The organism is Escherichia sp. MAL-1, assembly GCF_052948035.1.
The window spans coordinates 175,839-189,316 of the sequence record NZ_CM129609.1 but is presented as its reverse complement, the minus strand read 5'-3'; the positions used below and the strand labels follow the sequence as shown (position 1 = coordinate 189,316).

The window sequence follows — 13,478 nt, the reverse complement described above, 5'->3', positions numbered from 1 at the left end:
TTGCATTTTTCTTACGAAAAAGGCCGCAGAGTTTCACCCCTGCGGCCTGATCCGGGCGCAAATTGCCATTACGGCAGCCTGACGCCCGCATGGCACGTTACTTCCGCTTGTTCAGCCAGTTCACGATCATACTGGCAAGAATACCAGCAATGACCGGAGCCGCTAAATCATGCCAGAAGGCCATGCCCAGTTCTGCGAGCGTCATATAGCCGCCTGTATTGTAATGACAACGTTTCGCGGCTATTCTTGTATTGTTTGGATGCAAGAATGGCCCCCGTGGTGTTGTCAGGTGCATACCTGCAACGTGCGGGGGTTTTCTCTCTCCAGCAACCAATGCCACCAGGGATTAAGCCCCCGCAACATTGCGCCTCACCGGAATCCTTCCGGCTTGACGCTGATTCTACGACTGTTTTTCTGTTCCGGAATCCGTCTCATCTTCACTCTGTGCTGCGCATTCCGCAGAATATTATCCGCTTGCAACCGTTGCATTTTTCTTACGAAAAAGGCCGCAGAGTTTCACCCCTGCGGCCTGGTCCGGGCGCAAATTGCCATTACGGCAGCCTGACGCCCGCATGACACGTTACTTCCGCTTATTCAGCCAGTTCACGATCATACTGGCAAGAATGCCAGCAATGACCGGAGCCGCTAAATCATGCCAGAAGGCCATGCCCAGTTCTGCGAGCGTCATATAGCCGCCTGTGTTGTAATGCCAACGTTTCGCGGCTATTCTTGAGTTGTTTGGGTTCAAGATTAGCCCCCGTGATGTTGTCAGGTGCATACCTGCAACGTGCGGGGGTTTTCTCTCTCCAGCAACCAATGCCACCAGGGATAAAGCCCCCGCAACATTGCGCCTCACCGGAACCTTTCCGGCTTGCCGCTGATTCTACGATTGCTTTTTACTGTCAGCACCCGGCAATCTTCCTCATTGCGCGATGCCTTCCAGCTTAATTTCTTTATTTGCAATAGTTGCAGTTCATATCCGGGCTGACTCCAGACTGGTAGTGAAATGCGCAATTTTGTAGAATTGCGCCTCCTCGCGACCTCCCCAGTGAATCTGTTGCCTCATTTTTTACATACTGCGTATTCGACTTCTCCACCTGTTGCGCAAGAGAAACTGGGTTTATTCATTTTTGCGAGGCCGACTTCTTTCTGGACAGGACTTTATGCAGCACAACACACTATCGAAACACAATCAGAAATTGCCGTTTACACGCTACGACTTCGGCTGGGTTTTATTATGCATAGGCATGGCGATTGGTGCCGGAACCGTGCTGATGCCAGTACAAATTGGCTTGAAGGGAATTTGGGTATTTATTACCGCAGCGATCATTGCTTATCCTGCCACCTGGGTAGTGCAGGACATTTATTTAAAAACCCTTTCTGAAAGCGATTCCTGTAATGACTACACCGATATTATCAGTCATTACCTGGGGAAGAACTGGGGAATTTTCCTCGGGGTTATCTACTTTTTGATGATTATCCACGGGATTTTTATCTACTCTCTCTCCGTGGTTTTCGACAGCGCCTCGTACCTGAAAACCTTCGGTTTAACCGATGCCGATCTTTCACAATCTCTACTTTATAAAGTCGCTATTTTCGCCGTACTGGTGGCGATTGCGTCTGGTGGTGAACGATTACTGTTTAAGATTTCCGGGCCAATGGTGGTGGTCAAAGTAGGGATTATTGTCGTGTTCGGTTTTGCGATGATCCCGCACTGGAATTTCGCCAATATAACCGCCTTCCCGCAAGCCTCCGTCTTTTTCCGCGATGTCTTGCTTACCATTCCATTTTGCTTCTTTTCTGCAGTATTTATTCAGGTACTTAACCCAATGAATATTGCCTATCGTAAACGGGAAGCGGATAAAGTACTGGCAACCCGGCTCGCGCTGCGTACCCACCGAATTAGTTATATCACGCTCATCGCGGTGATCCTGTTTTTTGCCTTTTCGTTTACCTTCTCAATTAGCCACGAAGAAGCCGTTTCTGCCTTTGAACAAAATATCTCAGCACTGGCGCTGGCCGCGCAGGTGATCCCTGGGCATATCATTCATATCACCTCTACGGTGCTTAATATCTTTGCCGTACTGACCGCATTCTTTGGCATTTATCTCGGTTTCCACGAGGCCATTAAAGGCATTATTCTCAATCTGTTAAGCCGAATTATTGATACCAAGAAAATTAACTCACGCGTGCTGACTCTGGCGATCTGCGCTTTTATCGTCATTACGTTGACGATTTGGGTTTCGTTTCGTGTATCGGTGCTGGTGTTCTTTCAGTTGGGAAGCCCGTTATATGGTATTGTGTCGTGCCTCATTCCGTTTTTCCTGATCTATAAAGTCGCACAACTGGAAAAACTTCGCGGATTTAAAGCCTGGCTGATTCTGCTGTACGGCATTTTGCTATGCTTGTCGCCACTGTTGAAGCTGATTGAGTAAACCGGAGCGCATGGCCCCGGTTTTGTGAGTTAACGCTGCGGATTTTCATCCTGATCAACCGCAAAACAAGCTACCAGTTGACCGCCGTAGTCTTTTAGCTGCGGCTGCAACTGGGTGCAGGGGCCGAAGCGCCGACGACAGCGGGCGTTGAAGGCGCAACCCGGCGGTGGATTCAGTGGGCTTGGTAGTTCACCGCTGAGCTTGATGCGCTCGCGGCGATCGTCCGGGTTCAGGCGCGGCGTCGCGGAAAGTAGCGCCTGAGTGTACGGATGGCGCGGGTTATTGAAGATTTGGTCTTTCGTTCCCTTCTCCACGCAGCGGCCCAGGTACATCACCATCACTTCATCAGCAATGTGCTCCACCACCGACAGGTCGTGGGAGATAAAGACATAAGACAGCCCCAACTCCTGCTGCAAATCCATCATCAGATTCAGCACCTGCGCGCGCACTGAAACATCCAGCGCGGAAACCGGTTCATCGGCAATCACCACATCCGGGTCGAGCATCAGACCACGGGCGATGGCGATACGCTGACGCTGACCGCCGGAGAACATATGCGGATAGCGGTCATAGTGCTCGGTTTTCAGGCCGACTTTCGCCATCATCGACAGGGCTTTTTCCCGACGCTGTTCTTTGCTTAAGCTGGTGTTGATCAGCAGCGGCTCTTCAAGAATTTGCCCGACTTTTTTACGCGGATTCAGCGAACCGTAAGGGTTCTGGAAGACGATCTGGATTTTCTGCCGACGCAGCTTCTGCGCCTGCGGATCGTGCTTAAGCAGATCCTGCCCCTGGTAATACAGCTCGCCACCGGTGGGCATTTCAATCATCGTCAGCAACCGACCGAGGGTCGATTTACCGCAGCCAGATTCGCCCACTACTGCCAGCGTTTTGCCACGTTCAAGGTTAAACGAAACGCCATCCAGCGCTTTAACCAGACGTTCCGGCGCGAACATGCCTTTCTTCACCGGATAATGTTTTTTCAGGTCGATAGCCTGCAACAGCGGTTGTTGCAGGGTGGCCTCTTGCGTACTCATAGTGTCGGCCTCCCGGCATCATCAAGTGGGTAATGGCATTTGGACTGACGCCCGTCAGCGAGCATATTCAGCGCCGGTTCTTCAGCGCGACATCTGTCAGTGGCATAGGGGCAGCGCGGGTTAAGCAGGCAGCCGTTCGGGCGGTCGTACTTGCCGGGAACGACACCTGGCAACGACGCCAGACGTTCTTTGTCCTGAGCAAATTCTGGCAGCGCACGCAGCAATGCCTGAGTATACGGGTGACGCGGCGCATGGAAGATGGCGTGCGCATCACCGGTTTCCACCACCTGGCCTGCATACATCACGATGATTTTATGTGCCGCTTCCGCCACCAGCGCCAGGTCATGGGTAATTAACACCAGCGCCATGTTCTCTTTCTGCTGTAGCTCCAGCAGTAGTTCGATGATTTGCGCCTGAATGGTCACGTCCAGCGCGGTGGTCGGTTCATCGGCAATCAGCAGTTTTGGCCGACAGGCAATCGCCATGGCGATCATCACGCGCTGGCTCATGCCGCCGGAAAGCTGATGCGGGTAAACATCCAGACGCGATGCCGGATCGGGAATACCGACCTGATTCAGCAGGTCAATCGCTCGCTGACGGCGGGTACTTTTGTTGCCGCCCTGATGCACCTTAATCGCTTCCATAATCTGGAAACCCACGGTGTAGCACGGGTTAAGGCTGGTCATCGGGTCCTGGAAGATCATCGCCACTTCGGCACCCACCAGGTTGCGGCGCTCTTTTTCTGAGATACGCTGCAAATCCTGGCCGTTAAACTCCAGTTTTTCTGCCATTACGCGGCCCGGATAATCAATCAGCCCCATAATCGCCAGTGAACTGACCGACTTACCGGAGCCGGACTCACCCACAATCCCGACCACTTCGCCCTGTTTTACGCTGTAGCTGATGCGGTCTACGGCGCGGAACGGCGCGCTTTCGTCGCCGAAATGCACCGATAATTTATCTACATTTAATAACGCCATCTCGAACCTCTTACTGCTTCAGTTTGGGATCGAGCGCGTCACGCAGACCGTCACCCATCAGGTTAAATGCCAGCACCGTCAGCAGGATCGCCAGACCCGGGAAGGTCACGACCCACCAGGCGCTTTGCGCGAACTGCAACACGTCGGAGAGCATGGTGCCCCACTCAGGCGTTGGCGGCTGTGCCCCCATGCCGAGGAAACCAAGAGCAGCCATATCGAGAATGGCGTTAGAGAAACCGAGCGACGCCTGAACAATCAGCGGCGCAAGGCAGTTCGGGAAGATGTTAATAAACATCTGACGCATCGCCCCGGCACCCGCCACGCGAGACGCGGTGACGTAATCGCGGTTAACTTCCACCAGCACGGCGGCGCGGGTTAAGCGCACATAGTGCGGCAAGGCAACGAAGGTCAGTGCCAGCGCGGCGTTACCAATCGACGGGCCGAAAATTGCCACCAGCACCAGCGCCAGCAGCAGACTTGGCAGCGCCAGCATGATATCGACCACGCGCATAATGATGTTATCGACCAGGCCGCCAAAGTAACCGGCGATCAGGCCGAGAATAACGCCCATAATCAGCGATAACACAACTACCAGACAGCCAACCAGCAGCGACAGGCGCGCACCGTACATCAGGCGCGACAGCACATCACGGCCTACGTCATCGGTGCCCAGCAAGTGCGCCATGCTGCCGCCTTCCTGCCAGGCTGGCGGGGCGAGCAGTGCATCGCGGAACTGTTCCGCCGGGTTATAGGGTGCAATCCAGTTGGCAAAGATCGCGATGAACAGCACGATGACGACGTAAACCAGCCCGACGACCGCGCCTTTGTTGCGTTTAAAATAGTGCCAGAACTCCTGTAACGGGGTCATCGGCACCGGTGCGCTAATCACTTTATTTTCAGTAACCTGTGACATGATGTCCCCTTACTTCTTATGACGAATACGCGGGTTCACCACGCCGTACAGCAGATCGACCAGCAAGTTGACGAGGATAATCATCGTCGCCACCAGCAATACGCCGCCCTGCACTACCGGATAGTCGCGGCGTTGCAGTGCGTCAATCAACCAGCGTCCCAGACCGGGCCACGAGAAGATGGTTTCGGTCAGAATCGCCCCCGCCAGCAATGTTCCCACCTGCAGGCCGATAACGGTCACCACCGGCAGCATCGCGTTACGCAGCGCATGGACGATAATCACCCGCATGCGGGTTAGCCCTTTGGCGCGCGCGGTGCGGATGTAATCCTCGCCCAGCACTTCCAGCATCGAGGAGCGTGTCATACGCACAATGACCGCCAGCGGAATAGTACCCAGCACAATGGCAGGCAAGATCATATGGGCGACGGCATCGATAAAGTTGCCGTCTTCACCCCAGATGGCGGTGTCGATTAGCATAAAACCGGTTAACGGATTGGAGTCATCGAGGAACACCATATCGCTCACGCGACCGGAGACGGGCGTCAGGTTCCAGTGCACCGAAACCAGCATGATCAGCATCATGCCCCACCAGAAGATAGGCATTGAATAACCTGTCAGCGCCAGGCCAACCGCTGTGTGATCGAAAATGGAACCGCGTTTAACCGCAGCCAGCACGCCGACCGGAATACCGACTGCCGTAGCAAAAATCATCGCGCAGACGCCAAGTTCCAGCGTGGCCTGGAAGCGCGGCACGAACTCTTCCCAAACCGGGATGCGGCTTTTCATTGAAATGCCTAGATCGCCATGCATAACGCCCCAAATGTAATGGAGATACTGCTGCCACATCGGTTTATCTAAGCCGAGTTCAGCCAGCAGCTGCGCGTGACGCTCTGGGGAGATCCCACGTTCGCCCGCCATGATCATCACCGGATCGCCCGGGATCATGTGGACAAAGGCAAATGTGAGAAGGGTAATACCGATAAACGTGGGGATGACGAGTCCCAAACGTCGGAGAATAAACTGCAACATAACCCGGATTCTCTATAGTGACCCGCAGCCTGGAACTGCGTGTCTGTATTGCTCACAAATCAATTCCCGCCCTTATCGGACAGGGAATGAAGTATTGCTGCCGGATGGCGCTGCACGCAGAGGCACAGCGCCACCGGGTATACAGATTGTTGACAAAGTGCGCTTTGTTTATGCCGGATGCGGCGTTAACGCCTTATCCGGCCTACAAAATCGTGCAAATTCAATACATTGCAGAATTTTCGTAGGCCTGATAAGCGGAGCGCATCAGGCATTTTTGCCTTTGCCATCAGTCTTGTATGGCTTTTAATTATTCGATAGAGACGTTTTCGAAGTGATGTTTGCCTAATGGATCAACCACATAGCCTTTAACTTCTTTACGTACCGGTTCAAACACGGTGGAGTGAGCGATGATCAGTGCCGGAGCCTGATCGTGCATCACCACCTGCGCTTGTTTGTACAGTTCAACGCGTTTATTGTGGTCGTCGGTAGCACGCGCCGGTTGAATCAGATCTTCAAACGGTTTGTAGCACCATTTTGAGTAGTTGGAGCCTTGTTCAGAGGCGGCGCAGCTGAACAGGGTGGCGAAGAAGTTATCCGGATCCCCGTTATCGCCAGTCCAGCCCATCATTACCGTCTGGTGCTCGCCATCTTTCGCACGCTTGAGGTACTCACCCCATTCGTAGGTGACAATTTTGGCCTGCACGCCGACTTTCGCCCAGTCTGCCTGAATCATCTCCGCCATGCGGCGAGCGTTCGGGTTATACGGACGTTGTACCGGCATCGCCCACAGGTCGATGGAGAAACCTTTTTCCAGACCCGCTTCTTTCAGCAAGGCTTTCGCTTTTTCAGGATCGTAGGTGTAGTCCTGAACGTCGTCGTTATAGCCCCACATGGTTGGCGGGATCAGGTTTTTCGCTGATACGCCCGCGCCCTGATAAACCGCTTTGATGATCGCGTCTTTGTTCACCGCGTAGGTCAGAGCCTGGCGAACTTTCACGTCATCGAGTGGTTTTTTCTGCACGTTATACGAGAGATAACCGACGTTCAGCCCCGGCATTTCCATCAGATTGATGGATTTATCCTGCTTCATGCGAGCGATATCTGCCGGGTTCGGGTACGGCATCACCTGGCATTCATTCTTCTGCAATTTCGCGTAACGCACGGAAGCGTCAGGGGTAATAGAGAAAACCAGCGTATCGATCTGCGGTTTGGTGCCCCAGTAGCCATCAAACGCTTTGTAGCGGATACGGGAATCTTTTTGATACTGCTGTAACTGGAACGGACCGGTTCCGATTGGGTTGAGGTCCAGTTTTTCCGGTGTACCGGCTTTCATCATCGCATCAGCATATTCTTTTGACAGAATAGAGGCGAAGTCCATTGCCAGGTCAGCGAGGAACGGCGCTTCCGGGCGAGTCAGCACAAACTGAACGGTGTTGTCGTCCACCTTTTTCACTTCACTGATCAGCTCTGGCAAGCCCATGCCTTCGAAGTATTCGTAGCTGCCGCCAGAAACTTTATGGTACGGGTTTTGCGCGTTTTTCTGACGATCGAACGAGAACACCACATCATCGGCGTTCAGTTCACGCGTCGGTTTGAATTCTTTATTGTCGTGCCACTTCACACCTTTACGCAGATGGAAGGTATAGGTTTTACCGTCTTCGCTGACTTCCCACTTTTCAGCGAGGCCCGGGATCACTTCGGTGGTGCCGATTTTAAATTCAACCAGACGGTTATAAAGCGGGACGGAAGAGGCGTCATAGGTGGTGCCGGAGGTAAACAGCTGCGGGTTAAACCCTTCCGGAGATCCTTCTGAGCAATAAACCAGAGTTTTAGCCTGAACACTTGCTGCGACGGTCATAGCCACCAGGCTGAGACCAAGCTTCAGCATCCCTGACTTTTTCAAGGAAATACGCATTATTCTGCTCCAATTGTGATGTTTGTTGTTTTAACCCTTTGCAGTGGGTTGTCGCTGCCTGACCTTTTTTGTTTTTTGCCCGGTCGGGTCAACGTTATGAGGTGGGGATGCCGTACTAATTAACATCAGTGTAACAGTGCGGATCCTCCATAAAATGCCCCTCGTGACCTACAATCTGTCAACAGAATGTGAAAACGTCAATACAGCCAACCGGGATTTACACCAACGGTGAGAATCCACAAACAAAGATTAAAAAAACTTCAAACAGCTATTTGCAGCAGAGAAATTTGTGCTACTCCAACATGACCAGAACAATCAGCTTAATATTTAGCAACATTTGGTGATTAAGTTTTATGCATTTAATGAAAAAAATCTGAGGAAAAGGTGGATATCTGAGCGATTAATACCATGAACGCTAAAACGCACAGCGGAAAATGCCAGGGCCAGCCATAAGTAACGCAAAAAAAGATTTAAGCAAATATAAAAAAAGACAATGGTTTCTGTCACAAATCCGTTAATGGATAGTGAGATATGGGGCGCAAATTTGGCAGGGAAATGTGTGTCGTGTAGGTCGAATAAGGCGGTCGCGCCGCATCCGACAATGGCCGGCACATTTGCCTGATGCGACGCTGACGCGTCTTATCAGGCCTACGTCGAGTCGAACCTCCCTGCCCCCGGAGGTTCTCATCCTCATGAGCTGCAGATGCAAAAAAGCCTGCTCGTTGAGCAGGCTTTTCGAATTTGGTCGGTGATAGAGGATTCGAACCTCCGACCCCTTCGTCCCGAACGAAGTGCGCTACCAGGCTGCGCCAATCACCGAATGCGGGGCGCATCTTACTGCGCAGATACGCCCTCGTCAATCCCTTAATAGCAAAATGCCTTTTGATCGGCGAGAAAGTCAGCAGGCCGCTTAGTTAGCCGCTGCCTCTTTTGCCTGCGGGATGTGACACCAGTTGTTGTTTTCGTTAATTCCACCATCCGGTGAAGTATAGCCAAGACAACCCATGATGGTATCGTACAGCTCTACGTGACGGCGTGGCACTTTCATGTCGGCTTCTTTTTTCAGCTGCGCAAACGCCTGCGCATTGGCCGGATTTTCCAGATATTTATCTGACATCCAGACCATCATCGGTACGCGGAACTGCTCCGGCGGTGCCAGTTCACGCGGCGTGCCGTGCAGGTGCTCGCGTTCATTAATTGACTCACCGTGGTCAGCTGCGTAGAACACAATCGCTTTCTTATCGCGAACCTGATCAATCACGCTGGAGATAAAGTGATCCACATAGGTCACCGAGTTGTCATAGGAGTTGATCATCTGCGCTTTGGTACAGCCGCTATCAACACCAATACATTCCGGCTTCCACTGCGCGAAGCTACGCGGATAACGCTGGGTGTAGTTAAAATGCGAACCTTTGGTATGCAGAATGATCAGATGCTTACCATCCGGGTTGCGCCCTAGCGATTGCTGCATTTCGTCTACCAGCAACATATCATCTACCGGCTTGCCACGATTACGTGGCTCCGCACCAATCTGCTCACGATAAGCAATGTTGTCCGCCATCGTGTTGCTGTAGAACCACATTTCGCTCTGCATAGCGTAGAGGTCAGAACTGAATCCTAACTGCTTCAGAACCGCGAAAATGTTCTGTTCTTTTAATGTGCGCTGCGGATTATCTTCCGCGCCCCCCTGACGTACAAACATGCAACGCAGTGAGAGTTTGGTTGCGGTATCACAGGAGTAACCACGGAACGCCGCCAGATTTTTCTCCTGGGCCAGTTTCGGCGTGGTATTACGCTCATAGCCGAAAATACCCATATGGTCCCAACGCGTGGTTTCACCGATGATAAACACGACATAAGTGTCATCAACGTTTTGCGGTGCCTGATAAGTGAATTTCTTCGCCGGATTAAGCAATGAATTATTATCGGAAGATTCATCGACCCGCGCCCAGGCATACAGCCCCAACGCAGAAAGCCAGTTTGATGGCAGATAAGAGTTCGCTACGACACCGCCATAACTCGGCAAATCAACGCCGGTCGCCCTCTCCACTTTCTTCTGCTGGATATCCAGCAAACGAATCGGTGCCCAAACCATAATACCCGCCAGTACGACGACCGCCAGGCTGCGAATACGCTGCCCTGGGGTTCGCAGTTGTCGGAGCAAGGTGTAGCGACAGCGGTTATTCCAGATAAGGATAAGAGGCAATGCACTAACGGCGATTAACCAGAGAATAAAGTTCAGACCAACAACTTCTTTTGACAGGTCGATATCGGTGGTCATGACGGAAGCGATGATGCCATAACCAATGACCACATTAAGGAAGGTCATGTAATAGCTGGCACCTGCGGAAAAGAGCACCACCAGCGATGCCAGAATACGCCAGCTGCGGCGGCCAAACAGCGAAAGAAGACGTAGTAAAAAGAAGGTCACCAGTACGGTGGCGGCCAGTTCAACAACAGCAGAAATGCCTTTCCAGACGGTAAAATCGTGCGCATAGCTGCCGAAGCGGCGGTAAAAAACCGCGCCATTCATAAAAAGGCCAATATAGATTGCAAGCAAAAAGCTCAGCTTCTGCTGTGTAATCGATTTGATGTATCTCATGCAAACAAACCCTGGACAAACAGGTGATAACACCCTGCTTAGTGGCTTTTCAGGCCCGGCAGGGAAAAAGTGCGGAGGTAGTCAGATAAGTAAAATCTACACGCGCGAATAAGTAGACCACAGCAAAGGGAAAAAGTGTGGGGAAAGAGTGTGCATGAAGCACAAATTTACAAAAATGCAAGTTTGAAAAGAGACTTTAGCGTTACAAAAAGCAGTAAAAAGGGCCAGTTAATTGGCCCAAATTTTACGAGTCATTGTTTATACATTTCGTTGATGCGTTTGATGCACACGGAAGCTGAAGCCCAGTAGCTCGCGGCTGAGCATTAAAGGGAGCCATGCGCCTCACGCAACATTTTCTGCTCTGGCTGACGAATCGTCGTAGAAAGCGCCAATGACAGAATCAGCAGGGCGAAAATCACGTAGAAGGTCACATAGAAGCCGCCAAACAGTGAGGCGATAATCGAACCACAAATGCTACCGATACCGAAACCGAGATAAATCACACCGTAGTTTTTCGCCAGGTTATTGAGGCCAAAGAACTCACTGACCAGTGACGGAAAGACGGTAATAGTGCCGCCAAAGTTAAATGCCACGCAGGCAATCGCTGCAAAGAACGTCACTGCATTCAATGGTGCAAACAGCAGGACCGCCATACCCACCAGCGATATCACCTGACCAATGGTAATAACACGGATACGGGCGATTTTGTCAGACAGAATACCCAGCACCAGACGACCTGAAAGGTTGGCGATGGAAATAACAGTGACTGCATTGGCTGCGGAAACCACATCAAGGTGTGCCAGACTTTGGGCGATATCTTTCGCTACCCCAATCACGTACAGGCCGCTCATGCAGGCGGTCAGGAACATTACCGCTAACATCCAGTACTGCGGTTTACGCATCGACTCTGCCAGCGTGTAATCTTTCTCCACCACACCATTGCTGGTTTTCACTTCCTGTTTTGGTGCGTCTTTCATTAACGTTGCGCCGAAAACAATCATCAACAGCGCAATCGCTCCCCAAATCACAAAGGTTTTTTCCAGACCGACCGTTTCCAGCAGCTGCGTGTCGATAAATTTGAAACCCAGGCTACCCAGACCATAAGAACCGATAGCGAACGCGGAGATCAGACCTTTACGCTCCGGGAACCACTTCACACAGTTAGAGAGCGTCAGCAGATAACCCGCGCCATCTGCCAGTCCCACCAGCACACCGGCGCTTAACCACAGCATCATCAGGTTGTCAGAATGCGCTGTCAGGAAGAAGCCTAATCCCAGCAAAATGCCGGAAGCCATGGTGACGCGTTTAACGCCAAAACGTTCCTGTAATTTGCCCGCAACAGAAGACGAAATTGCCAGCCCCAGACTTAACAAGCCGAAAGAGAAAGCGACCTGGCTTACCGGCGCATCCAGCTTGGCGGAAAGCGCGCCATTAAACAGGCTCCAGGTATAAACCGACCCCAGCGCAAACTGGGTAATGATAGTACCGATGAGTGTCAGCCAGCGGGTACGCTGATAATTTGAAGGTGTCATGGCAGTATTCCTGCAGTAATAAAAAGGAAAAATCTCTGCCGACAACCATAACGAAGTGCACTTTATGCCTGGGGAAAAACGGCATGAAATGCCATCAGAACGGAATGAAATGCCTTAGTTCAGGAATGAATGACGCGACAATTATTCACCAAATTTATTATTTGGTAAGTTAGCACCCACTATCGCCACAACTATTGTTATTTAATGGTTTCAATTGTGACTGTTACGTTAAAATCTGGCGCTAACCCCCATCGTATACAGATAGTCGCTATTATTAGTGGTATTTTCTGCCTGAGTTAGCGCGGCATAGGCGGCAATATTTTGATTGAGCAACATATCAGCGCCTACGGTGACATCCAGCCAGTTGCCGTTCTGGTTTGTCGCCGTCATCCGGCTCAGGCCTGATTGCGCCTTCCAGATATTCTCGCCAAATTGCTGGTTATAGCTGATTTGCGCCCAGGGTCGGAGATCGCCAAGCCGGGAGTCAACACGCCAGCCTAAGGTACTCACGCTGGCATGCCATAACGGATCGGTCAGCGTGGTAGTACTGTCGCCAAACTCGTTATACATCGAGGTGGTTGTGCCATCGTAATGTAATGCCGCGACCGGGCCGGTTGTAACCTGTTCATATAAAGGAAAATTCCAGCCCATACTCATACTGCTGGTCACATCCACAGGGGTTTCTTCCGCCAGATTGACTTCCAGTCCCAGCGCCCTTTGGCTACTTTGAATACGTTGCGACAAAATATCGTTGTAATCAGGTTGATGATCACTATCCCAGGTGTAACGCTCTGTGGAAAGTCCGGGTTGCGTATCAACGATATATTCTTGTTGCCAGGCGTAAGCTGTGTTGAGAAAAAAGGCACTGATTACCACGCTCGCCAGCAGGCTTAGCTGCCAGCGACCACCGCTTTTTTTTATGATCATTAACACGACTCCAGGGAAGAGCCGAATTCGGCAATATTATTGTCATTGTATGAAGGATATCGGGCATAGTAGCCCTGTATTAAATATTGACTTTTTCACCGATGCGTCAAG

The 13,478-nt window shown here is 51.6% G+C and carries 12 protein-coding genes and 1 tRNA gene; 2 read left to right on the top strand and 11 right to left on the bottom strand.

The genetic code is table 11. From position 1 onward, the window contains the following. Positions 1 to 97: 97 nt before the first annotated feature. Both ACU8XX_RS00905 and ACU8XX_RS00900 read right to left on the bottom strand, forming a co-directional pair. The gene (locus ACU8XX_RS00905; RefSeq protein ID WP_001295224.1) at positions 98 to 205 is read right to left on the bottom strand and encodes a type I toxin-antitoxin system toxin Ldr family protein; all 108 of its coding nucleotides are present in this window, start codon (positions 203 to 205) and stop codon (positions 98 to 100) included. Positions 206 to 580: 375 nt separating this feature from the next. Continuing rightward, the gene (locus ACU8XX_RS00900; protein ID WP_001295224.1) at positions 581 to 688 is read right to left on the bottom strand and encodes a type I toxin-antitoxin system toxin Ldr family protein; all 108 of its coding nucleotides are present in this window, start codon (positions 686 to 688) and stop codon (positions 581 to 583) included. 475 nt (positions 689 to 1,163) lie between these two features. Here ACU8XX_RS00900 and ACU8XX_RS00895 point away from each other — a divergent pair, with 475 nt between their 5' ends. Beyond that, on the top strand, positions 1,164 to 2,435 hold the full coding sequence (locus tag ACU8XX_RS00895; RefSeq protein ID WP_001295225.1) for an aromatic amino acid transport family protein: 1,272 nt from the start codon (positions 1,164 to 1,166) through the stop codon (positions 2,433 to 2,435). Positions 2,436 to 2,464: 29 nt separating this feature from the next. Here ACU8XX_RS00895 and dppF read toward each other — a convergent pair whose 3' ends face one another. The 4 genes from dppF to dppB are packed head-to-tail and all read right to left on the bottom strand — an operon-like array spanning position 2,465 to position 6,391. After that, the gene (gene dppF, locus ACU8XX_RS00890; protein WP_000107012.1) at positions 2,465 to 3,469 is read right to left on the bottom strand and encodes a dipeptide ABC transporter ATP-binding subunit DppF; all 1,005 of its coding nucleotides are present in this window, start codon (positions 3,467 to 3,469) and stop codon (positions 2,465 to 2,467) included. After that, a complete protein-coding gene (gene dppD, locus ACU8XX_RS00885; RefSeq protein ID WP_001196486.1) occupies positions 3,466 to 4,449 on the bottom strand; it encodes a dipeptide ABC transporter ATP-binding protein in 984 nt (327 codons plus the stop codon). The genes dppF and dppD overlap by 4 nt, the downstream gene beginning before the upstream one ends. A 10-nt stretch (positions 4,450 to 4,459) precedes the next feature. Then, entirely contained in the window at positions 4,460 to 5,362 is a 903-nt protein-coding gene (gene dppC, locus ACU8XX_RS00880) for a dipeptide ABC transporter permease DppC (RefSeq protein ID WP_000084677.1), read from the bottom strand. Positions 5,363 to 5,371: 9 nt separating this feature from the next. Further along, the gene (dppB, locus tag ACU8XX_RS00875) at positions 5,372 to 6,391 is read right to left on the bottom strand and encodes a dipeptide ABC transporter permease DppB (RefSeq protein WP_000938855.1); all 1,020 of its coding nucleotides are present in this window, start codon (positions 6,389 to 6,391) and stop codon (positions 5,372 to 5,374) included. 17 nt (positions 6,392 to 6,408) lie between these two features. Here dppB and ACU8XX_RS00870 point away from each other — a divergent pair, with 17 nt between their 5' ends. Next, entirely contained in the window at positions 6,409 to 6,636 is a 228-nt protein-coding gene (locus tag ACU8XX_RS00870) for a hypothetical protein (protein WP_001300936.1), read from the top strand. A gap of 62 nt (positions 6,637 to 6,698) precedes the next feature. Here ACU8XX_RS00870 and dppA read toward each other — a convergent pair whose 3' ends face one another. The 5 genes from dppA to ACU8XX_RS00845 form a co-directional block, all read right to left on the bottom strand. After that, positions 6,699 to 8,306 carry a dipeptide ABC transporter substrate-binding protein DppA gene (gene dppA, locus ACU8XX_RS00865; protein WP_001222883.1) on the bottom strand — a complete coding sequence of 536 codons (1,608 nt, stop codon included), beginning with the start codon at positions 8,304 to 8,306 and terminating at the stop codon, positions 6,699 to 6,701. 742 nt (positions 8,307 to 9,048) lie between these two features. Beyond that, positions 9,049 to 9,125: transfer RNA gene (locus ACU8XX_RS00860), tRNA-Pro, on the bottom strand. A gap of 91 nt (positions 9,126 to 9,216) precedes the next feature. After that, positions 9,217 to 10,908 carry a kdo(2)-lipid A phosphoethanolamine 7''-transferase gene (gene eptB / locus ACU8XX_RS00855; RefSeq protein WP_001269197.1) on the bottom strand — a complete coding sequence of 564 codons (1,692 nt, stop codon included), beginning with the start codon at positions 10,906 to 10,908 and terminating at the stop codon, positions 9,217 to 9,219. 323 nt (positions 10,909 to 11,231) lie between these two features. After that, positions 11,232 to 12,440: an L-lactate MFS transporter gene (locus ACU8XX_RS00850; RefSeq protein WP_016241697.1), complete on the bottom strand. Its 1,209-nt coding sequence runs from the start codon at positions 12,438 to 12,440 to the stop codon at positions 11,232 to 11,234. A gap of 228 nt (positions 12,441 to 12,668) precedes the next feature. Beyond that, a complete protein-coding gene (locus ACU8XX_RS00845; protein ID WP_001299523.1) occupies positions 12,669 to 13,367 on the bottom strand; it encodes an autotransporter outer membrane beta-barrel domain-containing protein in 699 nt (232 codons plus the stop codon). Positions 13,368 to 13,478: the final 111 nt, after the last annotated feature.